This is a genomic window from Fibrobacter sp. UWB10, assembly GCF_900182935.1.
GTDB lineage: Bacteria > Fibrobacterota > Fibrobacteria > Fibrobacterales > Fibrobacteraceae > Fibrobacter > Fibrobacter succinogenes_O.
Map to the genome: position 1 here is coordinate 909,576 of NZ_FXUE01000001.1, position 25,979 is coordinate 935,554.

Below are 25,979 nucleotides of genomic sequence, written 5' to 3' on the forward strand. Positions count from 1 at the left end.
TAGAATTATATTTATCTACCTTTTTACTGATTTTTTATTATAATTAAAAGTATGAAAACATTTTCGTTATCGAATCGTTTCGCAATCGCACTTATCGCAGGTAGCCTCGCCGCCTCTACCGCACTTGCACAAGGTGAATTTGAAGGTTCAGGCGAAATTGCCGACCCGAACTGCGTTGGCGACGGTTGTGGCTATATCTCAGCAGACCAAGTCTCAGAAGACCAAGCAGCCGTTCCTAATGACGAAAACGCCGAAAGCTTCTCTTACAGCGAAAACGGCGCCACCTCCGAAGAAGCCTGGCCAGACACCACGGAACAAGCCGCTGCAGAACCCGCAGACGAAAGCGAACCTGCCGCAGAGACTGCCGAAGTCGCGACCACGAACATCGACGAAGAAGACGAAGAATCCCAGCACTACGTTGCCGAAAACGCCGCCGAATACCGCGCCCGCAAAGAAGGTTTTTCAAAGGGCGTTCAATTCGGTATTCGCGCTACTTTGGGCGTAAACAAGAACTTGGGTAAAGGCGCCAGCGACTGGAACATCGGCCCTGAAATTGGCGGCGGCCTCATGGCCAAGCTCCCCCTCGGCAGAACCTTTGCCATTTCAACCGAACTCAACTTCAGCTACCGCCTGTACAGCTACGAAGGCAAGTCCGAATACGGTCAGAAAGACACTGACAGCAAGGACAAGGCCTACAGCAATAACGAAGCTAGCATCAACGAAGCGCTTTTTGAAATTCCGGTCATCGGTCAGTTCATCTTTGACGAAGACGGATTCTTTATTGGCTTGGGGGTAAACCTCGGGCTAAAGATGAGCGGAGATTCCGAATACAAGCAGAGCATCGAATACGAAGGCGAAGTCACCGACGACAAGCGTTCGAACACCGTTCCTACTGTAGGAGTGGAAGTTGGCGGCCTCTTCGACTTGGGCTATTCCGTGAACCGCTGGCTCGTTGTGGACCTTCGAATCATCCAAAACTTCACAAATTTGCTTGATTTAGACCTGATTGCAGAATCTACCTTGATGAATTCCAAGCTCTATACGATGCACATCGGTGTCGGAGCCACACTCCTGCTTTAAAATCGGGGCGTTTCGTTACACCCCAACGTAAGTAAAAAAAATTTTCTGCACTATTTTTACACGTTGAATTTATTTTATAGCCGGTGTTCACATGCTCATTTATTATAATTAGGCTATGGATTTAAAGAGATTGAGTGTAATTTTCGCCATGGCGCTGGCATTTTCTGTGCCTGCCATGGCTCAAGATAATTCCGATGACGACGGTTGGGTTAGTTCTTCTAATGAGAATTCGACTTACGAAGGCTCTGCGGATAGCGAATTTGCTAACGACGAAGAATACGCAAGTGCCTACGCCCGTTATAAAGCGGAAACTACTAAAAAATCCGAAATCAACCGCCTAAGAAACGAAGGATTCCAGCGTGCCGTGTTGCTCGGCATTCGCGTTCAGGGTGGTATCAACACCTTCTTGGGCGAAAATTCCGACGGTTGGAAGATTGGTTACCAGGGCGGTGGCGGCCTCTTGCTCAAGATGAACTTCATGATCAAGAACTTGAGCCTTGTTCCCGAACTCACCTTCAACTACAGACATTACTCTTACGAACAGGACATGGATGCCTACACCAACGAAGCCAGCATCGATATCTTCATGTTCGAAATCCCGATTATTTTCCGCTACACCTTTGAAGACTACGGCTTTTATGTGGGCCTCGGCGTGAACATGGGCCTTAAGTTGAACGGTTCGTCTGAATTCAATACTAGCGGTGGCAAACGCGAAAATACGGTCGCAACCTCCGGTATGGAAGTGGGCGGCGCTTTAGACATCGGCTATATGCTTACTCGTTGGGTCAGCGTGAACATCCGCGTGGTGCAGTGCTTTACGAGCCTCTTGAACAAGACGCTTGTTGCAGAAGAAGCCTTCTATGATTCTTCGCTCAACACGTTCTATACCACTCTCGGTATCAACTTCATGTTCTAAAAAAAGCTTAATAAAAAAAGCAGCCCTGAACTTTAAAGTTCAGGGCGTTTTTGTTTAGGGCATTTGCATGCCCAAGATTCTCTACTTCTTTTGCTTGATGCCGCGTGCGCGCTGGATTTCGCGTTCAATCAGGCGCTTTTCAACCGCGAAGAAGTCTTCGTTCTTCTGGATTGCATTCTTGTAGATGACATCGGCAAGTTCCGGTTCGCCAGCAAGGAGCGAAATCACGATGCAGTTGCGCAGGAATATGTCACCCATTTCGTTGATTTCGTAATGGTCAAAGAAGTCCGCTATCAGTAGTGCAGCCTGCTTGTAGATCCCCTCGCGGGCAGCTTCTAGAATATTGAACTCATCGGCAAAGCTACGCGGGAAAGCATTCTTAGCAACAAGCTCGCCTACCCTGTTATAAACTTCGTCAGAGTCGCGGGCTTCCATCGGAATGGCACGAATCCATTCGACATAGTTTTCGCGGAACTTCTGGTAACCGATAGAGGTTTCAAGCGCGGCCAGGCGCGGATTTTCAGACACGACGCTATCCAAGATAATGCTGTCGCCCTGGACAATCGTATCGACCTTGACAAGCACGCGAGAGAACGAATCCTTGGCCGCAGCCGCTTCAAGTTCTTGCATGTAAGAGAGCAACGACGTTTTCTTGAAATCGTCCTTCGGTTCAGCAAGCATCGCCTTCACGCGGGCGGGGCGGCGAAGCGCATAGTCTTCGGGATCCAAGTACTGTTGCCAGCAGACTTCGCAACTGTCGAACACATTCACAATGTGCGCTTCGGAATGAACGAAGCGGGCTTCTTCGGCCTTGTTGTCAACCATCGGAATGAACAGGCTATTCGGCTTCACGCCTTCGAGCAGCGACTTCAGCATCTTGTTCGTGAACAGGAAGTTCCTTTCGCCAAAGAATTCCGGATCGCGGTGAATGCGGTTGAATTCAGCCACAAGTGCTGTATCAGTCGAGAAACGCCCAATGCCTTTCTGGAATACCGGCTGGTCACTTGCAATCATGATGATATCAGGTTCATCGGTCGACTTGTACAAGCTCACGTACGGGAACACCGTATCGAGCGCCTTCAGAATATTCAGGAACATCAGGTCGTTGAATTCATAAGTCTGAATCCACTGCACCCAGAGGGCACCCGGTTTCATGTAGCGGCGCATCTTGGCATAGAACTCATGAGCGAAGAGTCCTGCCACGCCACTCACCCACGGGTTGCTGGGCACGCTGATAATCATATCGTACTGACGGCGGTTCGTATGGAAGAACGTGGTCGCGTCGTCAATATAGATATGGATGCGCGGGTCGTCATAGCCGCGGTAGTTCCACGGATAAAAGCCCTTCGCCAAATCCATCATGGCTTGCTCGATTTCTACGCAGTCAAAGTCCTTGAGCAACGGGTCAGCGAGCAAGTAATGCGCGCCCATGCCGCTACCGAAGCCCACCATGGCGGCGTCGTACGGTTCCGTCTTCACAGCCATCGGCATGAAGGCGGTTGCGGCCTGCGTCAGTTCATCGCTTGAAATCGGAGATTCGCGGTCCTTGCTCATGCTCGCATCGGCCTTACCGTTCGTCTTCACGTAGTAATGCACCGGCGATTCGTGGAAGCTAATCGTTGCCGTCTTTCCATCAATCACTTGAATTTTTTCATTCGGGTGCATGTTCTTGTAACTGCGGAACACGCCAGACGTAATGAGCGACGGATCGAACTTCACAAAGATAGCCGGCATAATCATCACGCACACCATGATGTAGAACATCACGCTGTAGCGGAAACGCTTGCGGTAAATCACCAGCAGCAAGAAACCAATTGCAAAGTCAAGCAATGCAGCCGTCACAAGTGCGCCCTTGAGCTGCAGAACCGGCAACAGCACAAGTCCACCGCCTGCAGAACCAATGATAGAGCCCAGCGTATTCCAACCGTAGACCTTACCAATCGGGGCTTCGCTCTTGAAGGCGCGAGTCAGAATCAAGGTAATCAGCGGGAGCGTCATGCCTGCAAAGAAACTCGTGGGAATCATCCACAACATCGAAAGCGCATACTTGAACAGGCTCCAGCAAACGTAACCGTCAGAGGTCGGATTGAAAATCTGGTTTGCCTCATTCATCATGCCCCAGAAGGGCTGATGGAAGTACAGCGTGCAAAGTGCAAAGAAAGCCATGAAAATCTGCGCCATCGAAAGCACAATCAAGCTGTCTTTCTTAAGCAGCTTGCCGCTTACCGCAGAACCAAGCGCAAGGCCCAAGATGAAGGCCGAAAGCATCTGGTCAAAGCTATGGCTCGAAGAACCCAACAACAGCGACAGCAAACGAATCCAGACAATTTCATAGACAAACGAAGTAAGGCCAGTAATCGCCGCAATCCAGAACCAAGTGTTCTTCGGCGGCATGGCAAGCTTGTGTTCGGCCACGTAGTCTTCGTCATGAACTTCGGGCGCATCGTCATCTTTAGGCGGCACAGGCGAAGTCGCAATGCCGATAAAGCTAAACACCGCAGCCAGCAAGAAGTTGATAGAGGCGGCCACGCACAAGGTAGCGTGGTTACCGATTTCAGGAATCAACAGGTAGCTTGTCGCCAGAATACCGATGGCAGAGCCCAAGCTGTTGGTAAAGTAAAGCATCGGGAGCGAAACTTCGGCGCCACTCTTGCGCATAAGTCCCGCTGCAATAAAGGGAAATGTCATACCGACCGCAATCGCAATCGGGAGCGTCGAACCCGTGGCAAGCACGACCTTCGCAATTTCTGCACCGCGCGGCGTCAGCGAAGCCGTCCATGCAGAATCGTAGAATATTCCCGTAAGCCAAATGTACAGCGGGTGGTACGCAACACCGCCAATACCGATAGCCAATTCCACCAAGCCGTATCCCAAGAGCGGGCGCTTGGTTTTCTCGACCATCTTGCCTGCAATAAAGCTACCTATGGCAAGGCCGCCCATGTAAATGCAGAGCGTGAGCACTTGGCCGTAGCTAGAATGCCCCAAGAAGAGTTTAAGGTAACGAGCCCACGAGCCTTCGTAAATCAGGCCCGCAAACCCGGACAGGGCAAACAGGAAATAGACTAGGATATTCATATCCTAATTATAGTAAGAAGTAGACAGTAGGAAGTAGGAAGTATTTAGTTTGGTCGTATAACTTGAACAAACGCGTTTTTTACTTCTTTTCAGCTTTTTCGACGGCGACTTCGGCTTTTTCTGCCGCTTTTTCGGCTGCAGCCTCGGCAGCCTTGATTTCGGCCTTCCACGGGGTAAGGCCTACCACATTATCGACCGGGAGCGAAAATGCGATTCCCTGGCCCATGGTGTCAAGCCCCGCCTTCTGGTAAAGGGCGTGTAAAACGGCATCCTTGATCTTGGCATCCACCAAAATCATCACGATTTCCTTTTCAGGCTGAATCGCGATATGGAAAAACGACTCGGCTTCCTTGTTCGCCGTACCGCGGGCATTCAGAATCGTACCGCCGCGGGCACCGGCATCTTTCGCCGCTTCCATCACGGTTTCAGAGAATCCGGTATTCACAATGCAAAAGATGACTTCGTGATTGAATCCGCTCATTTTTCGTTTCTCCGTACCGCATCGCGGTTGTCGCTTAAAAAGTTAAAAATGGACTTGCCAATAATGCTTGCCATCGGAATCGTATAGGCAATACCCTTGCCGCCCACAATCGTATTGAACTTCTCGGCAAGGCTGTCAAGAGCTGCGCGCAGATTGTTCTCGCCAATAATGCTGATAATCACGGCGCGGTCCGAATCGGCAAGGCCCATGGCTGTTGCAATTTCACGCGGAGCAGTACCTTGGCCAAACAGCACCATCTGCATGTTCACGCCAAAAGACTGGATGTGGTCCATGTAAAAGTCCGCCTTGGCACGGCTCACCACCGTAATCAAAATCTTGAGGCGGTTCATGGAAACCTTGGCACGCGTGCTCCCGCGCAACACCCTGTTTCTTATTTTCTTTTCTACATCCATGGCGCCCCCTACATAAAGTCGATAATCTGTTCGTCGTCGGCATCCTGAATGCGACGCATCATCATGCGGTTACGGAGCGCCGTCGAAACGGTAGCCCTGAAACCGAGCACCTGTATAGTAATCAAGGGCGTCATCGCGACCATCGCGACAATACCGAAAGCATAATTCAAAATGGAATCGCCTCCGTCACGCAGGCCCGCGCATGCACCAATCGCCAAGGGCAGAATAAAGCTAGAAGTCAACGGACCGCTCGCCACGCCACCCGAGTCAAACGCAATCGCGGTATAAAGCTTAGGCACAAAGAACGAAAGTCCAAGCGAAATAAAGTAACCCGGAATCAGGTAATAAATAATCGGGAACCCGACAATAATGCGAATCATCGAAAGGCCAATCGAAATTCCCACACCCACTGAAAGTGCAATCAGCATCGAGCGCTTGGTCACCAAGCCACCCGTTACCTCTTCGACCTGCTTGTTCAACACATGCACCGCAGGTTCTGCAAGCACCACCACCAGGCCAAGCACAAAACCAGCCACCACAAGCGCACGTGGCATGGCACCCAGTTGCTTGCCCAATTCAAAACCAATCGGCATGAATCCGACCGCTACCGCCGTCAAGAAAACTACCAGGCCCACAAACGTGTACACAATGCCGAACGCCATCGGGATAATTTTGGCCCAAGAAAGGCGAAGCACTGTAATCTGGAGCAGCATAAAGAACACCACAATCAAGCCAAGCGCCACAAGCACTTCTTTTGCAACGCCTAAAATGACCGGCAAAAAGTTCATACCGAGACTTGCGTCAATCGAATACGCCGACTCCGAAAGCTGGTACGTCAAATCGCCCTTCGAAAAAATCACGAGCCCCATGAGCGCAATAATCGGGCCCACCGAGCAAAGCGCAATCAGGCCGAAGCTGTTTTCATTCGCGCTTTTACCGCCAATAGCCCCAGCCACACCCACACCGAGTGCCATAATGAAGGGAACCGTAATCGGGCCCGTGGTCACGCCACCCGAATCAAAAGCCAACGGCACGAACATGTCCTTCCCGAAGGAAAGCATGAGCATGCCAAACATGAAAAGCATCAAGTAAAAGAAGATAATAATCGTCGAAAGATCGCGTTTAAATACAATCTTGATAATCGAAAGCGCCAAAAAGCAACCCACGCCAACGCCAATTGTCGTAATCAAGAGTGTCGGTTCCACCGCCGCACGCACCTGTTCGGCAAGCACTGACAAATCGGGTTCTGCAACCGTAATGAGCACACCCATCACAAAGCACACCGAAACAAGCAGCTGCAGGCGCCTGGATTTGGTAAGACCCGACCCCACATGTTCGCCCATCGGGGTCATGGCAAGGTCGGCACCCAGGTTAAAAAGCCCAATGCCCACAATCAAGAAAATCGCACAAATCGAAAAAACAGCAAGTTGCTTAAAGGACAGCGTCACCAGCGGTGTGCATGACACCGCAAGTACAATCAGCGTAACCGGCAAGACCGAGCCAAACGCCTCTTTCAACTTGTCCAGCAAAATCTTAAACATTTGCGGGAAATATAGAAAAACGCAAGAAAACGCAGATTTTTATAATTATTTTTCTAAAAAACATGCAACCAATGCAACTTTCGGGGCATCTAAAGGGTACAATGGACGAAAAAGTGATTCTTCAACACCTTAAGAGCGGCAGCCGCGAAGCGTTAAGCCTACTTTGGCAGGCGCAAAGCGCGAATGTGCTGAATTTGGCATTCCGAATGCTGAAAGACCGCGACGAGGCCGAAGACATTATGATGGACATTTTTGTGCAGATTCCAAAGAAAATTCAGGGTTTTCAGGGGCAATCGGCACTGGCAACGTGGCTTTACAGGCTCACCGTCAACGAATGTCTTATGAAGCTCAGGGCACAAAAGCGCCACCGCGAACTCGAAGAAGAACACATAGACGTCATCGTAGAAGACGCTCTCGGCAAAATCGAGGGCTTTGACACGAGCGATTTCGATCCGGAACTTTTAGAAATGGGCCTGAACGCGCTCAACGCCGAAACGCGAAGCATGCTCTGGCTCAAAGATGCCGAAGACTTAGACGTGAAAGACCTGGCGGAAATTTACAAGAAGCCCGAAGGTACCATCAAGGCACGCCTCAGTCGCGCAAGAGCTTTTGTTCGCAACTACTTGAACGAACGCAAAGAAAACGCAAAAAAAGGAGCTTAACCATGTCTACTAAAATTGACTTTTCGAAAATGGAGCGGCTCACTCCTCGGGCAGACTCGTGGGACAAAGTTTGCGCCCGCCTCGACGCCGAAAACGCAAAGAGCAAGATTATCTCTATCAAGAGCTGGTACAGCGCTATTCCACTGGCTGCAAGTTTTGTGCTTGTGAGCCTGACTGCGGTTTTGCCGTCTTTCACCAGCGATATCGAACAAGAAAATTCTTCCGCCGAATATGTTTCGATCAACAATTCCGCACCGTCCGAAGTTTTGAGCTGGTATGAAAGCCTCGGCAATTCGGCAAGCGACGAATTCGAAACTTTGGAAGAAACTGTTGGCTTTAGCTATTTAATAAAGGAGTAACTCTATGAACGGAAACAAGCTCTTCGCGGCAAGCATTGCGATTCTTGCCCTCGCCCTGGGATTTTTCCTAGGAAACCTCCATATTGGAGGCTGTTGCTGTAGCGGCATGGGTATGTCTTGTTGTAAAAAAGGCGCCCCTTGCGAACACAGCGCCATGAACGCCCCCTGCGACTGCACCAAGGGTCTGCCCTGCTCTTGCGAAAAGAACGGACAGCCCTGCCATTGCCCGAACTGCGCCAAGCACGGCCATAAAGGTCCGCATGAAGGCCCGCACGGTGACTTTGACAAGGGTCCCGGCCCGAAATTCAAAGGCCCGAACTTTGAAGCAATTGATTCTCTGCTGCAGGTAACGCCGGAACAGAAGGCCGCCATCGAAGCTAACCGTGTGAAGGGTGATTCCATTTTCAAGGAACTCCGCAAGAACAAGCACGAAGCCGAAAAGGCTCTGGGCGCCGCCCTTGAAAGCAAAGATGCCGCAAACATCGATGCCGCCAAGGCAAAGGTGCTTGACGCCGACAAGGCTTTGCTCGAACACCGCATTAATGGAATGGCTGCCCTCGGCAAAATCTTGACAGCCGAACAGTTCGAAAAGTTCACTGCCTTCCATAAGGAACAGATGAAGAACTTCCGTGGGCATAGGAAAGGACCGCACCACGGCCCGCACGGCAACCCGCCTCCTCCGCCTCCGGCTAACTAAAATTTGACTCCCTCAAAAAGCAAAAAGTCCTCGGCATCGCTGTCGAGGACTTTTCTTTATTTCAGCTAGAGATCCTGCTCCTACGAACCTAATTCAACTATGGCTCTAAAGAGCCAAGTTTCATATATCGACTCGTTACACTCGCTCAGGATGACACGTTCGTGTCATTTCTTCATAAACGAGAGATTCTGCGCGACTCGGAAAATGCCTTCGGCGCGGTGCTTGTTACTGGCCGACACGCCGTTGAATGTTTCCAGGAACCTAGTCAGTTCAAACACGCCACCACCCTGCTTAAGCACATGGACCGCGCAAAGCGAAATAACGCCGAGCGAAGAGTTAATGATATCGAGGTCCGTATTTGCCAACTGGAATACCGCAAGCTGGTAGGCATCTTCGGTATTTCTCTTGATAAGCCTGTCGATATCACCCAGCGTCTTGAATCCAAACGAAGCGAATACGCTCAAAAATCGCGTCAGCGATGTCTCGTGGATTTCGGCCTGATTGATGGAGGCGATACGCTTGTTTAACATATCGAACGGACGCAATTCCAGATAGTTTCCGAAGGAATCACCGTTGAGTTCGACTTCGTCAAAACAACCCGAACTCACCAGGGATTGCACATGGCGGCGGTAATCGTTGATGCCTGAACGAATCAAGCAGAATTGTTCGTCAATCAATTCCAGCATTCCCGCCAAGCGGTTCAAGTTGCGCAGGTATTCCTTGGGAACTTCGAAGCCGGACTTGTAACCCGTATCGTGATCCAGCACCGCCCACACATGCTGTAAGGCCGTACGCATCTGCACTTCAAAACGGACCTCGTTCATTTGCGGATAGTCGGGATCAAAATATTTTTCTTTGGGCAAGCGGCAAATGTAATGCAGCGAATTATAGCCGAAACTGTCAATCTCGTGCATCTTGCGCTTATCGATACTATTTTCCCAATCGATTTCGAAAAGGCGGCCCACAAGGGCGGCTACTTTATCGACTTCATCGCTGTAGAACGTAATGACGCGAACGCCTAGAATATCCGTCAAGTCTGAAAGAGAATTGTACTTGCCCGACTTGCGTTCGAGTTTGCCCGCAAGGCTGTCTTCGGCCTTAACGCGACCTTCGATGGCGTTGATGTAGATTTTATTTTCTTCGATACTTTCGCGAAGAATGCGCTTGACTACCCGCAAAAGCTTTTCAAAAACGATATGCTGTTCGTGATATTCTTCTAGAATCAAGGTTTCTTTAGGCGGTAGACGATAGTCCTTCTTTTCTGCGTCCATGACTCACCTTACTTCTTGAAAACCTTGTCGATGGTTTCAGTGAACTCATCGTAAGCGAATGTTCCCTTGAGGCTAGCAAGAGCACGTGCAAGCCCGCGGAAATGCCATTCGTGCGAAGCCTTGTCTTTGACGCAGAACAAGTCCCACACCTTGTCGCCAATCGCTTGGTAGTCGCGATAGATAGCACGGATATTGCTTAATTTATCTGCAAGCGCTACAATTTTGACATCGTTCGTTGCCGTCGAGAGGCGTTCAATCGCTTCTTCTTTACGCAGGCGCCAACTTTCCTGACGGCTCTTGCCTTCAAATTCAATGTCGGATTCTGCCTCCACAAGTTCTGCAATGCGCTTGCCGAATTCGCGTTCGACATCCTTGAGCGTCACGTTGGTATCTTCTACCGTATCGTGCAACACTGCAGCGGCCAAAAGTTCCTGGTCGTTGGTCATGGTGGCAGCAATCGAGACCGCTTCCATCGGGTGAACAATGTAGGGGAACGCCTTCCCCTTGCGTTCCGCCCCCTGGTGAGCCTTGACTGCAAAAACAATCGCTTTGTCGAGAATTGAAGTATCCATGACACTAAATGTATATAAAAATTTTTCTAAATTTACCCTCGCAACAAATACCCGCGCAGCGGAAAGGATTAATCTATGTCGAAACTGACTGATTCTACGGAATGGAAGGCACTTGAAGCCCACGCCGAAGTCGCCAAGACCTGGCACATGAAGGAACTCTTCGCAAAGGACCCGGCTCGTGCCGACAAGTTCAGCGCCGAAGCCTGCGGCCTTTTCCTGGACTACTCCAAGAACATCATCACTGACGAAACCATGGCCAAGCTCCAGGACCTCCTGAAGTCTGCCGGTTTCGAAGACATGCGCAAGAAGTACTTTGCTGGCGAAAAGATTAACACCACCGAAAAGCGCGCCGTGCTCCATACCGCTCTGCGCTACAAGGGTAACGATCCGATCTGCGTCGACGGCAAGGACGTGATGCCCGAAGTTCGCGCCGTGCTCAAGCACATGGAAGAATTCACCAAGCTCGTACGTACCGGCAAGTGGAAGGGCCACACCGGCAAGTCCATCAAGTACGTGGTGAACATCGGTATCGGCGGTTCCGACCTCGGTCCGGTGATGGTGACTGAAGCCCTCAAGCCGTATGCTGAAAAGCCGGCTGCTGGCGAATACTCTCCGGAAGTCTACTTCGTTTCTAACATCGACGGCACTCACATGGCCGAAACCCTCAAGAAGGTGAACATCGAAGAAACGCTCTTCATCGTTGCTTCCAAGACCTTCACCACTCTTGAAACCATGACCAACGCCGAAACTGCTAAGGCTGCAGTTCTCAAGGCTTTCAATGGCGACGAAAAGTCCATCGCCAAGCACTTCGTGGCTCTGTCCACCAACACCGAAGCCGTGTCTGCCTTCGGTATCGACACCGCCAACATGTTCGAATTCTGGAACTGGGTGGGTGGCCGTTACTCCCTGTGGTCTGCAATCGGTCTTTCCATTGCTCTCCGCATCGGTTTCGACAACTACATGAAGCTCCACCAGGGCGCCTACGAAATGGATCAGCATTTCAAGACTGCTCCGGTCGACAAGAACCTCCCGGTTATCCTCGCCCTCATCGGCGTGTGGTACAACAACTTCTTTGGCGCTTCTAGCTACGCCATGCTCCCGTACGACCAGTACCTGCACCGCCTCGCAGCCTACTTCCAGCAGGCCGACATGGAATCCAACGGTAAGACCGTTGATCGCGATTCCAAGCGCGTGAACTACCAGACTGGTCCGATCCTTTGGGGCGAACCGGGTACGAACGGCCAGCACGCCTTCTACCAGCTGATCCACCAGGGCACCAAGATGATTCCTTGCGACTTCATCGCCCCGGCAAACAGCCACAACAAGGTCGGCGACCATCACCAGAAACTCCTCTCTAACTTCTTTGCACAGCCCGAAGCCTTGATGAACGGCAAGACCCTCGCCCAGGCTCAGGAAGAACTCCGCAAGGACGGTAAGTCCGAAGAAGAAATCGCATTCCTCGCCCCGCACAAGGTGTTCGAAGGCAACAAGCCGACCAACTCCATCATGATGGATTACGTTTCTCCGGAAACGCTCGGCGCCCTCATCGCCATGTACGAACACAAGATCTTCACGCAGGGCGTGATCTGGAACATCAACAGCTACGACCAGTGGGGTGTTGAACTCGGTAAGCAGCTCGCCAAGAAGATCCTCCCGGAACTTGCCAAGGCCGATGCCGAACTCAACCACGACAGCTCCACCAACGGTCTTATCCGCTGGTTCAAGGCTCACCAGAAGTAAGCTGAAGCAAAGCACTAGCCGTGACCCGAGACGACAAGTATTAACGAGTCGTTGAGGGGAGAGTGAGCGAGAGTCCAAAGGATCATCCTTGGACATCGAGCGAACGGTATGTAAGGCCGCGACATAAAAGTCGCGGTCTTTTTTATGTATTCGCCCCTAGCATTTTTCTTGTAATTTGTTATAATTTTTACATTGGGTTATCAAGAAAGGAGATTGCTTGCCATGTTTGCATGCAAAACATTTACCCCGCGAATTATTTCTGTATTAGCTGCTTTTTCGATGGCAGGTTTTTTCCTATGTTCCTGCGGCGACGACGAGACCAAAACCATTACCTCGACCGAGCCAATCAAAGAAGAACCTGCTCCCGACACAACAACAGCTTCTAAGGCTGATTCTACAGACAAAGCTTCTGCCGATTCCACCACAAGCACGCCTGATTCAGCAGCTACAGTCGAAACAACGCACACCATTTTCGGTTACGCCAACCGAGGCCAATACTTTATCGGGAGCGAAATCGTGCTGCGCGAATTAGACAGCACCCTTGCGCAAACCGGTATCGTCCACCGTTCAGTCATCGCAGACACTTTAGGCGCATTTATCTTTCCTGATGTCAAGCTGACTCAACCTTACGTCCATATCGAAGTCTTAGGCAAGTTCAATTCCGTTTGCTACGAATCTTCCTATAACGGAAGCAATTTCTTAGGATCAATCGAAACCTACGCAGACGTTCGCAAAGGCGACACGATCAACCTGAACGTTTTAACGCAAATGCAAGCCAAGCGCCTCCCTCGCTATATGGACAAAGGCTATTCATTCGATTCCGCCATGTCTACGCTTCAATCCGAAATTTCTGCGCTCTTAATGCTTGATACGTTGCATACAGAATTCAACAAACTGAACTTGGTAACAGAGCAAAGCGAAAGCTATTACCTGTTAGGCGCCACCATTCTTGCCGAAGCTTATATCCATGAAGACAAATACTTTGACCAAATGCTTGACCATGAGGTTCTAAACGATTCCGTTACGTCAGGATTATGGAAACAGGCATACAGCGCCGCCAACGACAAAGACTGTTGGAAAATTACGGAGAATTCTAGAAAATACGGCTACCACTTTATCATCACTGACGCCAAGAAATACCTCAACCAAGTTTGGGTTGCAAAATACGCTCTTGGTGAATGCACCGCCGAAAACCAAAACGAAATCAAATCCCCCGCATTCAGCAGCCACGCATACAGCTTAATGTATTGTGACTCTACCAAGTGGGAACAAAGCTCCGGAAATTGCGGCACACTCGATAAAATTGCCTTAAGGACTTTTGAAGGTGATACGATTGCCGGGCACCTGAACCCAGCTCCTTACTGTGAAGATGTTTATTACTACTGGGGTACTTTCCAGGGTGAATACATGTGGAGAAAAGCCGACAACATCGAAACAGGCCTTAATCTCGCCTGCGTCGATGGCACCCGCGGTCTTTACGGCAAGAGTGGCAAAAAGTGTTACTACTGCGACGGAAACTACTGGCGAGATAAAGAAATGACCGAATGCGATGAACACATTGTTTCTGTCGGGCATACAAATTAATTGGGGGACACGATGAAAAGATTGATCACAGGTATTCTTTTGGTAGGCGGCCTCCTGGCGGGCTGTGGCGAAGATTCTTCAAGTGAACCGCAAAACGAACCCACAAACGAACCTACACAGAACGATGAAAAGGGCAAAGACGAAAAGGATTCTAAATCTGATTCCTTGGCAACCTCCGATTCGCTTCCAACCGCAGATTCAATAACGCTGTTTAAAAAGGACAAGTTCACACTAATCACCGCACACTCAAAATGGACCGAAGCATCCATACTCGAATTGAATTCGGCGCTGGATCTTACAGGTCGCGAATTCATGGTCAAGGCAGAATGCGACTCTTGCGACTTTTTATTCAAGAACTTAAAATTGCAATCGCCATACGCTCTCTTGAAAGTCGAAAAAAGAACTTCCAACACCGTTCCCGAAATGAGTTTTATAGACCTGAGCAGAATAGATACAGCCTACGTCAATTTGCTCACCTTGTTCGAAAGCAAAAGAATCCTGAAGCTCATGAAGGACGGGCTCCCAGCAGATTCTGCAGAAAGAAAAGCCCAGCAAGAAGTCTTGAGTGATCTTCTCGGCGAGACATTCGATATCAAACTTTCAAATCAAATTTCTCGTAACGATAAAGATTCCCTAACCCAGAATATCGTAAAGGCATTCTCTATCGGCAACATCTATTACCATACCGGCCTTGAAAGCCTATTCGAAGAGACCGGCAAATGGGAAAAAGACAGCCTTAAACTCATATTCGCCGACTATGCAGCCCGATTCTTCGGATACCTGTACAATAATGAAGAACCCAAGCCCGAACGGAAAATCGGGTCGCGTATTTACGGCCTAATCTACGGCTTTGGAATATGCGACAGCAAAAACATCGATTCCGTAAAAGTCAATGCGGATTCCAGCAGCGAAAACTTCAAAGAAGCGTTCTTGTGCAGCGAAGAATATGGTTGGCATATACCTAGCATTTATTTCTCTAACACCTACGGCTGGGAACCTGGCTACGATGGAGAAATAAGACCCGGAAACGCAGATGACTTTTTTAGTTACGCCTACGATTCTATTCAAGGCAAATGGATTTCGCCCAGCATACAAAACGGCATAGCCTGCGTTACCTCAATCCTAGGAAAAGTCATAATAACAAGTGATTCATTAGTTGGTTTCTATTCTATGCCCTACAGAATATGCGAGGATTTAGGCTATCAGTTATTCTGGAACACGGCAACCAAAGAACAATATTACTCGCAGGGAATCGATTGCGACTCCGCCTACACAAGACGCCCGAGCCTCATCGATTCTACCGTACAGGTTCTTTGCTACGAAGGCAAATACACCGTAATCATGCCGACAGAACCTGATGAGCCGAAAGAAGAAACCTTGCTTGATAAAGAAGCAAAACTGATTTCCTGTGGCGAAGACGAAGAATCGTTCCATAAAGGCCAAATCGACACGACCATCTATTACTACTGTTACAAAGGCGACGTGGCCGTAGCAAACGAATTCGACATGATTATGGGGCACGGTTGCCACGCAGAACACAAGGGCTATTACACATACCAGAATTCTATTTATAACTGCAACGGCTTCTCTTGGAGATTCGCAAGCGATTCCTTGGTCACCGGCACTGTAGAAGACGAACGCGACGGAACCGTTTACGGGACCATCGGCATTGGCGACCAGATTTGGCTTTCGGAAAACATGAACCTGGCGATTGATTCTAGCTGGTGCCCCGAAGACAGTCTCGCAAACTGCAACAACTTCGGACGCCTGTACCGCTGGGATGTAATCCTCGGCGAAAACGCGCAGGTAGATAACATTTGCCCTGAAGGATTCCGCATTCCCACTAACGAAGAATTCGAAAAGCTCGAAAAATTTGGAAAGACTTGGTTCAAGAACAAGAGGGACACCCAGATTTTCCAGACCAATAATTTCAGGCCCGGCGAAGACTTGCTCGGATTCTCGCTTTATTTTGCCGGAAGCCGTAATCTTAATGGCAACTATAACGGATGGCGTTCTAGCACCAACTTGTGCAGCCAAAACCATTCCGATGCAGACTCAACCGCTTACGTTTACAGGCTTAGTAGCGACAACAGCGGAGATTTTATCCTCACCAAGCAAAAGCAGTACCTCAGCTGCAGCGTAAGGTGCATTAAAGACTAAGAGATTGAAATCACACAAAAGGAGCGCAGTTTTCTCAACTGCGCTTTTTTATATATATTTGCAAAGGGGAGTTTGAACATTCTGGAGATGTTATGAAGCTATCAAAGATTTTACCCCTTTGCATTGCCGGAGCATTCAGCAGTTCCTTTGCAGTGCTAGATCTCCCCAACGCACAACCGAAGGTTGACGAATCGTACTGGAAGGCAGCCCTCGACAGCACCTGGCAAGGACTTGTGCGCAGGAACATCAATCCCTATTCCGCAGGCAAAGGGCTCATTCACCGCCCCAAGAGTGAAACGCCGGGCGATGCCGTGAGCGAAGCCGTCGGATACGGCATGTTGGTCGCCTTGTATGCCAACGACCAGGAGCATTTCAACAGCATTTGGGACGCCGCCAACGAAAAGATGTGGGACGGTTGCTATTACAACTGGCAAATGGGACCCGACGGAAACATTAGCGGCGAAGGCGCCGCCACCGACGCTGAAGAAGACGTTGCGCTCGCCCTGATTTTTGCGGACAAGCTCGTTTCCGCCGGCAAATGGCAACCTTACACATCGACAAAGTTTAATTACGGCTACGCCGACCACGCCAAGAAAATTCTTGATTGCATGTGGAGTTCCCAGCAGATTACCAGCAGCGGAATTTTGGCACCGGGCGCAGGCTGGGGCGGCGACAATTTTGTGAACCCCGGCTATTTCTCACCCGCATGGTACAAGATTTTCGCCAAGTTTGACAGCAATGGCGATCGCTGGAACATGGTTGTCGACAAGACTTATGAGATTTTGTCAAAAAGCCCCGGCTACAGCATGGGCTTGATTCCTGACTGGATGCGCCCCGATGGCAATTGGGCCGGAAGCCTCGGCTACAATGCCTACTTTAACAGCCGCGCCTTCTTCAAAGACGCTATCCGTATCTTGTGGCGAGTGGCAATTGACGCCGTATGGTTCGATGAATCGCGCGCCAAGGACTTCCTCAAGAATTCGCTCGCCTTCATTAACAGCAAAGGCGGAGCCGCAGCTTCGAACTTCTACCAGATTGAAAAAGCGGGCGAACTTTTGCCAGCTGACGACATTTGGACCGATTTTAATGACAGCAAGAACGAAAGCACTTGGCGTTACCGCCGCGAACACAGCCACTTGACCGTTGGTATGTGGTCAACCGCAGCGCTTGCCGTAGGCGAATCTGCAGACCGTATCGCCTTCAGTGAAGAACTCGGTAAATTCTACGAAGGCGGAGATTTCTTTGGAAATGCCGTAGACCCCACCGGTGGAATCGAAGACACACTCCACAACGAAATGTACTTTGACCAGTTCCTCGCTTGGTTTGGTGCCTCTATGATGAGCGGAACTTTCATGAACGTGATTGACGCCATCGACAATCCCAAGGCAGCAACTGCGGGCGATTCGTCTTCATTGACCAAACCCGTAATCGGAATTGCTCACAGCCGAATCAAAGCAAGCGCAGACATCCGTTTAACCCATATGGGGAACGCCATTCTGTTCACGCTTCCCGAAGTCGCTGAATGGAGCCTTTACGACATGAACGGACACAAAATTGCAGAAGCCCGCGGCTCCAATTTCTTGTGGCAAAAGGGCAACCAAGGCGTCTATATTATAAAAGCCCGTTCCAAGGGAACGAGCTACATGCGAAAAGTCGCAGTCCGTTAAAAGGTTTTTCAGAAATCTCTCTTTGAATAGAACCGTGGTTTTGCCACGGTTCTATTTTTCCTTTTTCTTGTCGCGCCAAGCGAAGATATTCGCGAGTACCGTTCCGCTGATGGAATGGTAAGCGCAGCTCAAGGCGCAGGGCACCATGCAAAGAACGGCAGCTGGGTTCCTCGCCACATTTTCAGGGTTCGCAAAGAATGCCATGGCAAGCACCGTTGCCATGCCTGCATTCTGCACACCGACTTCGATAGCGATGGTCCGCTTCTTGGCGGTATTGAACTTGAAGAGTTTACCCACGCTGTAGCCAAGCACATAGCCCAGCGCATTGTGGCAGAACACCACTGCAAGCACCAAGAAAATCAGGCCGAGGCCATTTGCAAACAATTGCGGACGCACCGTCACAACGACACCGCCCACAATCATCATCAGGCCAATCACGCTCACTGCAGGCATATTCGACTGGATTTCTTTAAATACGGCGCGCTTGCCCAAGAAGTAGTTGCAAAGGAACCCGATGGTAATCGGCGCAATCGTCACATAAAGAATATTCAGGAACATCCCTTTCGCATTCACGTCAATGCTTGTGTCGGCAAGCCACAGCACAAGCAGCGGCGTCATGATAGGAGCAAGGAGCGTGCTGACCATGGTCATGCTCACCGAATAAGTCACATCGCCGCGGGCCAAGAAACTCATGACGTTACTCGAAACACCGCCCGGGCAGCATCCTACCAAAATAATACCCACAGCCAGATACGGATCCAGCCCGAACACCTTCGAAAGCCCGAAAGCGACAAACGGCATAATCGTGTACTGCGCAACCGCACCAAGCAAAATATGGAGCGGCTGTTTCATCAGGTTGCGGACATCGTCTGTCGAAATCGTGAGACCCATGCTCAACATGATGACACCGAGAATGATGGAAGATACATTCCCGTGAACCCAGCCGAAAGCGACCGGAACGAAGAATGCGACTACTGCGCTTGCGATAACAAAGGGGGAAGCGTAGTTAGAAAGCAGACAGCAAAAAGCCTTAATTACCTTAAACATGCTTTAAATATAAAAATACCCGTTCAAACGGGCAATTATGTAAGAAATTCAAATCCTTGCTAAAAATGGGTATTTTGCTAGATTTTTCACATGAACTTTCTTGAGCAGAAAATCCTTGCCGATGGTGTTGTCAAACCCGGCAACGTTCTTAAGGTTGACAGTTTCTTAAACCACCAGATTGACATTCGCCTGATGCAAAAGATTGGCGAAGAATTCAAACGTCGCTTTGCTGACGTGGAATTCAACAAGGTGCTCACCATCGAAGCAAGCGGAATCGCCATCGCGGCATTCATTGCATACCTAAACGATGTTCCGGTGGTATTCGCCAAGAAAGGCCAAACCGTCAACAGCACCGACGACAAATACGTCGCCAAGGCATATTCTTTCACGCACAAAAAGTTCAACGATATTTTCGTATCGCGCCCATACCTCAAGCCGACCGATAAAATCTTGATTGTCGACGACTTCTTGGCAGACGGCGAAGCAAGTAAGGCGCTCATTGACCTTGTAAAGCAAGCAGGCGCCGAACTCGTCGGCGTTGGCATCGCTATTGAAAAGGGCATGCAACCCGGTGGCGCAAAACTCCGCGCCGCAGGCATACGCCTGGAATCCATTGCCATCGTCGACAGCATGGACGCTGAAACCGGATTCATCAAGTTCCGCGAACAGTAATCGAGGCCCGCCATGAAAACTTCGAACAACATTTATCAGCTTGACGGACGCGTTCCCCTTTTGCAGGCAATTCCCTTCGGTTTGCAACACGTTCTCGCCATGTTCGTGAGCAACATTACGCCGATTATCATTCTCGCAAATGTCGTCGGAATCGAGAAGGGCCTTACTGCCTCGCTAATCCAGAATTGCATGATTATTGCAAGTATCGGCACCCTCGTGCAACTTTACCCCATCTGGAAAATCGGCTCTAGGCTCCCCATCGTCATGGGCATCAGCTTTACGTTCCTCTCCGTTTCCATTTCTATCGGCACGTCGCAAGGCATGGGCACCCTCATGGGCGCCGTTATCGTCGGCGGCATTGTCGAAGGGTTACTCGGTCTCTGCGCAAAATACTGGCTTAAGTTGATTCCGCACATTGTTGCCGCCACCGTCGTGACCTCCATCGGATTTTCACTCTTGCCCATCGGTGCAAACTCATTTGCCGGCGGCCAGGGTGCAGCAGACTTCGGCTCTGCACAGAACTGGATTGTCGGTAGCGTCACGCTCCTCACCTGCTTACTCACGCAAGTTTTCGCCAAGGGATTCCTCCGTTCGCTCTCTGTGCTGGTAGGCCTTATTGTTGGCTACATTCTCGCGCTCTGCATGGGAATGGTTGATTTCTCTGGGCTCACGAGCAACGGCATTGTCGCGCTCCCCCAATTTCTCCCATTCACTCCGGAATTTAATTTAGGCGCAATCCTGTCCGTTATCGCTATCTATCTTGTGTCCGCCACAGAAACCGTCGGCGATTCTAGCGCCCTTTGCAGCGGCGCCCTCAAGCGTCAAATTCACAAAGTTGAAATGGGTGGCGCCATCAGCTGCGACGGCTTTGTTAGCACCATCTCCGGACTTTTCGGCTGCACTCCGATTACATCGTTTAGTCAGAACGTAGGCCTCGCCTCACTCTCTGGCGTAGTGAACCGTTTCGCCATCGCCACAAGCGCAGGCATCATGCTTCTTGGCGGTCTCTTTCCGCCCATAGGCACGCTCCTCACAACCATTCCGCAAGCAGTTCTCGGTGGTTGCACCATTATGATGTTCGGTTCCATTCTCTTCGCCGGATTCGGCATGATTGCTAAAAGCGGATTCTCGCAGCGCAACATGATTATCGTCAGTTTGTCCTTAAGCACCGGCCTCGGATTCACTTCGGCATCTAAGATGTTCCAAATTTTCCCGCAGATTATTCAGACCATCTTCGCCGAAAACTGCGTCGCCGTGGTATTCATTCTCGCCGTCGTCTTGAACTTGGTATTGCCCAAAGAGAAAGAAGAGAAGTAAGCTTAAGAAGCAATCTTCCCATTTAAACAAAAAATCCTGTCTCTTTTTAAGGAGACAGGATTTTTTTAGATCCTTCGACTTCGGCGCAGTAGCTTGCGGCTACTTCACCACGATGTTCACGAGCTTGCCCGGAACGACGATGGACTTCACGACAGTCTTGCCGTTCATGAATTCCTTCATACGATCATTTTCCATGGCGAGTTTTTCCAGGGCGGCCTTGTCCATGTCCTTGGCGACACTTGCCTTGGCGCGGACCTTGCCGTTCACCTGGAACACGACTTCGACGGTGTTTTCCACGGCCTTGGAGTGGTCGGCTTCGGGCCAGGCGACGTTCGTGAGCGATTCGTTGTGTCCGAGGATGCTCCACATTTCTTCGGCGATATGCGGGGCAAACGGGTGCAAGAGCTTGACGAACGTTTCGCACGGTTCGCGGTAGCGCTTGTCCATCTTCATCATTTCGTTGTTGAAGATCATCAGCTGGCTAATCGCGGTGTTGAAGCTCATGTTCTCGATGTCGCTCGTGACCTTGATGACGGTCTGGTGCATCACCTTTTCGATAGCTTCCGGAGCGGTTTCGTCAACGTAAACCGGAGCAGCATCGTCATCGCCCACCACGGAGCGCCAAGCGCGGCCGAGGAAGCGGTTCATACCTTCGATGCCCTTGGTCTGCCACGGCTTCACGGCGTCCAGCGGGCCCATGAACATTTCGTACAAACGAAGACTGTCAGCACCATAGTCGCGCACGACGTCATCGGGGTTCACCACGTTCTTGAGGGACTTACTCATCTTCGCCACGATCTGCTTGAGCTCGATGTCGGTACCCTTCTTGAAGAACTTGCCGTTCTTTTCTTCGACTTCGTCGGTCGGGACCTTGGAGCCAGCGGCGTCTTCGTAAGCGAAGGCGAGAATCATGCCCTGGTTGAAGAGTTTCTGGAACGGTTCGTCGGTAGAGACGAGGCCGAGGTCAAACAAGACCTTGTGCCAGAAACGGCTGTAGAGCAAGTGAAGCACGGCGTGTTCGGCACCACCCACATAGAGGTCAACCGGCATCCAGTACTTTTCAAGTTCCTTTGCCACAAATGCATCGCCGTTGCAAGCGTCGATGTAGCGGAGGTAATACCAGCAAGAACCAGCCCACTGCGGCATGGTGTTCGTTTCGCGGATACCCTTGCGGCCGTTCTTATCGACGACCTGGAGCCATTCGGTAGCGTTGGCGAGCGGAGACTGACCGCCGTCACCCGGCTTGTAGTCCTTGAGTTCCGGCAAGAGCACCGGAAGTTCGGCATCATCGACGGTAGAGATTTCGCCATCTTCCCAGTGGATAATCGGGAACGGTTCGCCCCAGTAACGCTGACGGCTGAAGAGCCAGTCGCGAAGCTTGTAGTTCACCGTGGCCTTACCAATCTTGTTGGCTTCGAGCCATTCGATCACCTTGGCGATACCCTGCTTCTTGTTGAGACCGTTCAGGCAGAGCGTTGCATTTTCGCTATTGATGTAGGTGCCGTCGGCAGCCCAGCAAGCTTCGCCAGCGAGAACCTTCGGGCGAACATCTTCGGGGCAACTTGCATCCGGTTCCATAATGCAGATAACCGGGAGGTTGAACTTCTTTGCAAAGTCAAAGTCGCGAGTATCGTGAGCCGGCACAGCCATGATAGCGCCAGTGCCATAGCCCGTCAAAACATAGTCAGCAACCCACACCGGAATCTTCGTGCCGGTAAGCGGGTTCACGGCATAAGAACCAGTGAACACACCGGTCTTTTCCTTGGCAAGTTCCGTACGGTCGAGGTCGCTCTTCAAAGCGGCGGCGTGTACGTAGGCTTCTACAGCAGCCTTCTGTTCAGCAGTCGTAAGTTCCGGCACCATAGCGTGTTCCGGAGCCACCACCATGTAGGTTGCACCGAACAACGTATCGCAACGGGTTGTGTAGACGCGGAGTTTCTTTTCGGTCGGCTTGCCGTTAGCGTCGGCAATGGCAAAATCCACTTCGGCACCGAAGCTCTTGCCAATCCAGTTCTTCTGCATGTCCTTCACGCCCTGCGGCCAATCGAGCTTGTCGAGGCCCTTCAGCAAGCGGTCGCCATACAGAGGAATACGCATGAGCCACTGCTTGAGGTTACGGCGTTCCACTTCCTTGGTGCCGCACTTTTCGTGAGAACCATCGTTCAAAACTTCTTCGTTAGCGCAAACAATCTTGCAGTGCTTGCACCACCACACCTGAGCGTCGGCGTAGTAAGCGAGGCGCTTAGAATCCTTGTACTTGCGGACTTCTTCCTTGCCCTTTGCTTCCACGTCGGCAGGAATCGGGAGTTCTTCGATGGGGCGGCCCTTCTGCTGGTCTTCATCGAACCAGGTGCCGTAAAGGCGCTTGAAAATCCACTGCGTCCACTTGTAATACTTGGGGTCGGTGGTGTTGACTTCCTTGTTCCAGTCGTAGCTGAGGCCAAGGCGCTTGATCTGGCGGCGGAAATTGTCGCAGTTCTTCTTGGTGGTAATGGCCGGATGCGTACCGGTCTGGATGGCGTACTGTTCGGCAGGGAGGCCGAAAGCGTCCCAACCCATCGGGTGCAACACATTGAAACCGCGGCTGCGCTTGTAGCGGCAGATGATGTCCGTTGCGGTGTAACCTTCGGGGTGGCCCACATGGAGGCCTGCGCCACTCGGGTACGGGAACATGTCCAGGCAGTAATACTTGGGCTTGGACTTATCGGTGCCCGTCTTGAAAGTCTGATGTTCTTCCCAGTAGGCTTGCCACTTGGTTTCGATCTCTTGCGGATTATACTTAGCCATTTTTTATACCTCTAGTAGGAGCTGCAAGGTATGAGGTTTGAGGTCGCCGAGCCCATACCTCATAGCTCTATAATTTTTCGGGGGTAAAGATAGAATTTCTTACACATCGTTTACACATCCACACGGCAAAAGACGCCCATTTAACGGCTTTCTTATACTAAAAAAGGAGGCCCCACCACTTGCGCAGCAGGACCTCCCGAGGTGTTTGATGGACTCCTAACCCTCAAAACTTGTAAACAAAATTACAATAAAGGGTACCCCTTTTCAAGGGGTACCCTAGAATTTATTTTATACAAAAAACTTACACTTTGTCTAGCCTTTTTCAAGACTCTATTTTTCGCACAAATTAAAAATTTCACTTTTTTTGTACAAATAAAAATTTTTTTTGAGATTTGCTCAATTTAAAAGAAATTCTAGACAAAAGAAAAAAGTCCCTAGCACACTAGGGACTTTTTTCGTCTAAATCAGCTATTACACTTTGTCGAGAGCCTGAGTCAAGTCGGCAATAATGTCTTCGACATTTTCGATACCGACGCTGAAACGGATCAAATCAGGTGCAACACCAGCTTCAATCAACTGTTCGTCGCTAAGCTGACGGTGAGTGTGGCTTGCCGGGTGCAGCACGCAGCTACGAGCGTCAGCCACGTGAGTCACGATGCAAATCATCTTGAGGCTATCCATGAACTGGATAGACTTTTCACGACCACCCTTGATGCCGAACGTGAGAACGCCGCACGGGAGACCGCCCTTAAACTGCTTCTGAGCGAGTTCATAGTACTTATCGCCTTCGAGGCCAGCGTAGTTAACCCAAGCAACCTTCGGGTGATTCTTGAGGAACTTGGCGCAAGCGAGAGCGTTTTCGCAGTGGCGCGGCATGCGGAGGTGCAAGGTTTCAAGACCCACGTTCAGGAGGAAAGCGTTCTGCGGCGACTGAATGGAGCCAAAATCGCGCATGAGCTGAGCCGTAGCCTTCGTAATGAAAGCACCCTTGCCGAAAGCCTTCGTGTAAGCGAGGCCGTGATAGCTCGGATCCGGTTCAGTGAGGCCCTTGAAACGGTCGTGGTTTGCTTCCCAGTCGAAGTTGCCGCTATCCACAATGCAGCCACCCACAGCCATAGCATGGCCGTCCATGTACTTGGTGGTAGAATGCGTCACGATGTCCACGCCGAATTCAATCGGACGGCAGAGAATCGGAGTCGGGAAGGTATTGTCGACAATCATCGGAACACCGTGCTTGTGAGCAAGGTCAGCAAAACGCTTGAGGTCAAGCACCTTACCAGCCGGGTTTGCAACGGTTTCGCCGAAAACGCACTTGGTGTTCGGGCGGAAAGCCTTTTCGATTTCTTCGTCAGAGGCATCCTGGTCAACGAACGTGCATTCGATACCGAGCTTCTTCATGGTAACGCTGAAGAGGTTGCTCGTACCGCCGTAAATAGCGGAAGTGCTGATAAAGTGGTCGCCGGATTCGCAGATATTGAAAACGGCATAAAAGTTAGCAGCCTGACCAGAGCTCGTGAGCATAGCAGCAACACCGCCTTCGAGAGCGGCAATCTTGTTAGCGACAGCGTCGTTGGTCGGGTTCTGCAGACGGGTGTAGAAATAGCCCGAAGCCTTCAGGTCGAACAAGTCGGCCATATCGTTGGTGGTTTCGTACTTGAAAGTAGTGCTCTGATAGATGGGGAGCACGCGCGGTTCGCCGTTTTTCGGCTGCCAGCCGCCCTGAATGCACAAGGTTTCGATTTTAGACATTTTAGCCTCTTGTTAAAAACTCTTTTAAATATAGCCAGCAGCCCATTTTGCGCCGACTTACATATTTTTTATATAGGTAAATATAGAAAATCACTATTGCTTGTCAATGCGTTTATGCAAATACCCGCATACATAATTCCGATATCTACCTATAGTTTTTTACTATAACTAGAATTTCACTAATAAACA

20 protein-coding genes are annotated in these 25,979 nt (G+C 50.4%); 11 read left to right on the forward strand and 9 right to left on the reverse strand.

The features are described from left to right. Window positions 1–51 precede the first annotated feature (51 nt). Together QOL41_RS03780 and QOL41_RS03785 are read left to right on the forward strand one after the other, a co-directional pair. On the forward strand, window positions 52–1,080 hold the full coding sequence (locus QOL41_RS03780) for a porin family protein (RefSeq protein ID WP_283428717.1): 1,029 nt from the start codon (window positions 52–54) through the stop codon (window positions 1,078–1,080). A 115-nt stretch (window positions 1,081–1,195) separates the two neighbouring features. Next, window positions 1,196–1,996 (forward strand): outer membrane beta-barrel protein, encoded by an 801-nt coding sequence (locus QOL41_RS03785; RefSeq protein ID WP_173654257.1) that lies wholly within the window; start codon window positions 1,196–1,198, stop codon window positions 1,994–1,996. A gap of 81 nt (window positions 1,997–2,077) precedes the next feature. On the opposite strand, the gene QOL41_RS03790 is transcribed toward QOL41_RS03785, so the two are convergent. The 4 genes from QOL41_RS03790 to QOL41_RS03805 form a co-directional block, all read right to left on the reverse strand. Beyond that, window positions 2,078–5,071, reverse strand: coding sequence for a spermine/spermidine synthase domain-containing protein (locus QOL41_RS03790; protein WP_283428718.1), 2,994 nt, complete (start codon window positions 5,069–5,071; stop codon window positions 2,078–2,080). A gap of 79 nt (window positions 5,072–5,150) precedes the next feature. Then, on the reverse strand, window positions 5,151–5,552 hold the full coding sequence (locus QOL41_RS03795; protein WP_173654255.1) for a P-II family nitrogen regulator: 402 nt from the start codon (window positions 5,550–5,552) through the stop codon (window positions 5,151–5,153). Continuing rightward, window positions 5,549–5,965 carry a hypothetical protein gene (locus tag QOL41_RS03800; protein WP_088626750.1) on the reverse strand — a complete coding sequence of 139 codons (417 nt, stop codon included), beginning with the start codon at window positions 5,963–5,965 and terminating at the stop codon, window positions 5,549–5,551. Before QOL41_RS03800 ends, QOL41_RS03795 begins: the two co-directional genes overlap by 4 nt. Window positions 5,966–5,973: 8 nt before the next feature. Then, a complete protein-coding gene (locus QOL41_RS03805; protein WP_283428719.1) occupies window positions 5,974–7,506 on the reverse strand; it encodes a DUF1538 domain-containing protein in 1,533 nt (510 codons plus the stop codon). Between the two features lie 62 nt (window positions 7,507–7,568). On the opposite strand from QOL41_RS03805, the gene QOL41_RS03810 reads away from it, so the two are divergent. Genes QOL41_RS03810 through QOL41_RS03820 form a run of 3 tightly spaced genes read left to right on the forward strand, consistent with a single transcriptional unit; the run spans window position 7,569 to window position 9,224 of the window. Then, window positions 7,569–8,168, forward strand: coding sequence for an RNA polymerase sigma factor (locus QOL41_RS03810; RefSeq protein WP_283428720.1), 600 nt, complete (start codon window positions 7,569–7,571; stop codon window positions 8,166–8,168). 2 nt (window positions 8,169–8,170) lie between these two features. Then, the gene (locus tag QOL41_RS03815; RefSeq protein ID WP_173654253.1) at window positions 8,171–8,527 is read left to right on the forward strand and encodes a hypothetical protein; all 357 of its coding nucleotides are present in this window, start codon (window positions 8,171–8,173) and stop codon (window positions 8,525–8,527) included. Window positions 8,528–8,531: 4 nt separating this feature from the next. Next, on the forward strand, window positions 8,532–9,224 hold the full coding sequence (locus QOL41_RS03820; protein WP_283428721.1) for a Spy/CpxP family protein refolding chaperone: 693 nt from the start codon (window positions 8,532–8,534) through the stop codon (window positions 9,222–9,224). 164 nt (window positions 9,225–9,388) lie between these two features. Here QOL41_RS03820 and QOL41_RS03825 read toward each other — a convergent pair whose 3' ends face one another. Further along, window positions 9,389–10,495: a GTP pyrophosphokinase gene (locus QOL41_RS03825; protein WP_283428722.1), complete on the reverse strand. Its 1,107-nt coding sequence runs from the start codon at window positions 10,493–10,495 to the stop codon at window positions 9,389–9,391. 8 nt (window positions 10,496–10,503) lie between these two features. Beyond that, on the reverse strand, window positions 10,504–11,067 hold the full coding sequence (locus QOL41_RS03830; protein WP_283428723.1) for an HD domain-containing protein: 564 nt from the start codon (window positions 11,065–11,067) through the stop codon (window positions 10,504–10,506). Between the two features lie 75 nt (window positions 11,068–11,142). Here QOL41_RS03830 and pgi point away from each other — a divergent pair, with 75 nt between their 5' ends. From pgi to QOL41_RS03850, 4 genes are all read left to right on the forward strand, one after another. After that, window positions 11,143–12,807, forward strand: coding sequence for a glucose-6-phosphate isomerase (gene pgi / locus QOL41_RS03835; protein WP_173654250.1), 1,665 nt, complete (start codon window positions 11,143–11,145; stop codon window positions 12,805–12,807). Window positions 12,808–13,086: 279 nt separating this feature from the next. After that, window positions 13,087–14,391, forward strand: a complete 1,305-nt coding sequence (locus tag QOL41_RS03840) for a hypothetical protein (protein WP_283428724.1) — start codon at window positions 13,087–13,089, stop codon at window positions 14,389–14,391. 12 nt (window positions 14,392–14,403) lie between these two features. Next, window positions 14,404–16,551 carry an FISUMP domain-containing protein gene (locus QOL41_RS03845; RefSeq protein WP_283428725.1) on the forward strand — a complete coding sequence of 716 codons (2,148 nt, stop codon included), beginning with the start codon at window positions 14,404–14,406 and terminating at the stop codon, window positions 16,549–16,551. 92 nt (window positions 16,552–16,643) lie between these two features. Beyond that, a complete protein-coding gene (locus QOL41_RS03850) occupies window positions 16,644–18,218 on the forward strand; it encodes a glycosyl hydrolase family 8 (RefSeq protein WP_283428726.1) in 1,575 nt (524 codons plus the stop codon). A gap of 51 nt (window positions 18,219–18,269) precedes the next feature. Here the strand turns inward: QOL41_RS03850 and QOL41_RS03855 are convergent, their stop codons facing one another. Next, the gene (locus QOL41_RS03855; RefSeq protein ID WP_283428727.1) at window positions 18,270–19,265 is read right to left on the reverse strand and encodes a bile acid:sodium symporter family protein; all 996 of its coding nucleotides are present in this window, start codon (window positions 19,263–19,265) and stop codon (window positions 18,270–18,272) included. A 90-nt stretch (window positions 19,266–19,355) separates the two neighbouring features. On the opposite strand from QOL41_RS03855, the gene QOL41_RS03860 reads away from it, so the two are divergent. Further along, a complete protein-coding gene (locus QOL41_RS03860; protein ID WP_283428728.1) occupies window positions 19,356–19,937 on the forward strand; it encodes a xanthine phosphoribosyltransferase in 582 nt (193 codons plus the stop codon). Between the two features lie 12 nt (window positions 19,938–19,949). Continuing rightward, a complete protein-coding gene (locus QOL41_RS03865; RefSeq protein WP_173654244.1) occupies window positions 19,950–21,254 on the forward strand; it encodes a nucleobase:cation symporter-2 family protein in 1,305 nt (434 codons plus the stop codon). Window positions 21,255–21,353: 99 nt separating this feature from the next. On the opposite strand, the gene leuS is transcribed toward QOL41_RS03865, so the two are convergent. Both leuS and QOL41_RS03875 read right to left on the reverse strand, forming a co-directional pair. Further along, complete coding sequence (gene leuS, locus QOL41_RS03870) at window positions 21,354–24,041, reverse strand: leucine--tRNA ligase (RefSeq protein ID WP_283428729.1); 2,688 nt, start codon at window positions 24,039–24,041, stop codon at window positions 21,354–21,356. Between the two features lie 471 nt (window positions 24,042–24,512). After that, window positions 24,513–25,790 (reverse strand): O-acetylhomoserine aminocarboxypropyltransferase/cysteine synthase family protein, encoded by a 1,278-nt coding sequence (locus QOL41_RS03875; RefSeq protein ID WP_072800043.1) that lies wholly within the window; start codon window positions 25,788–25,790, stop codon window positions 24,513–24,515. Window positions 25,791–25,979: the final 189 nt, after the last annotated feature.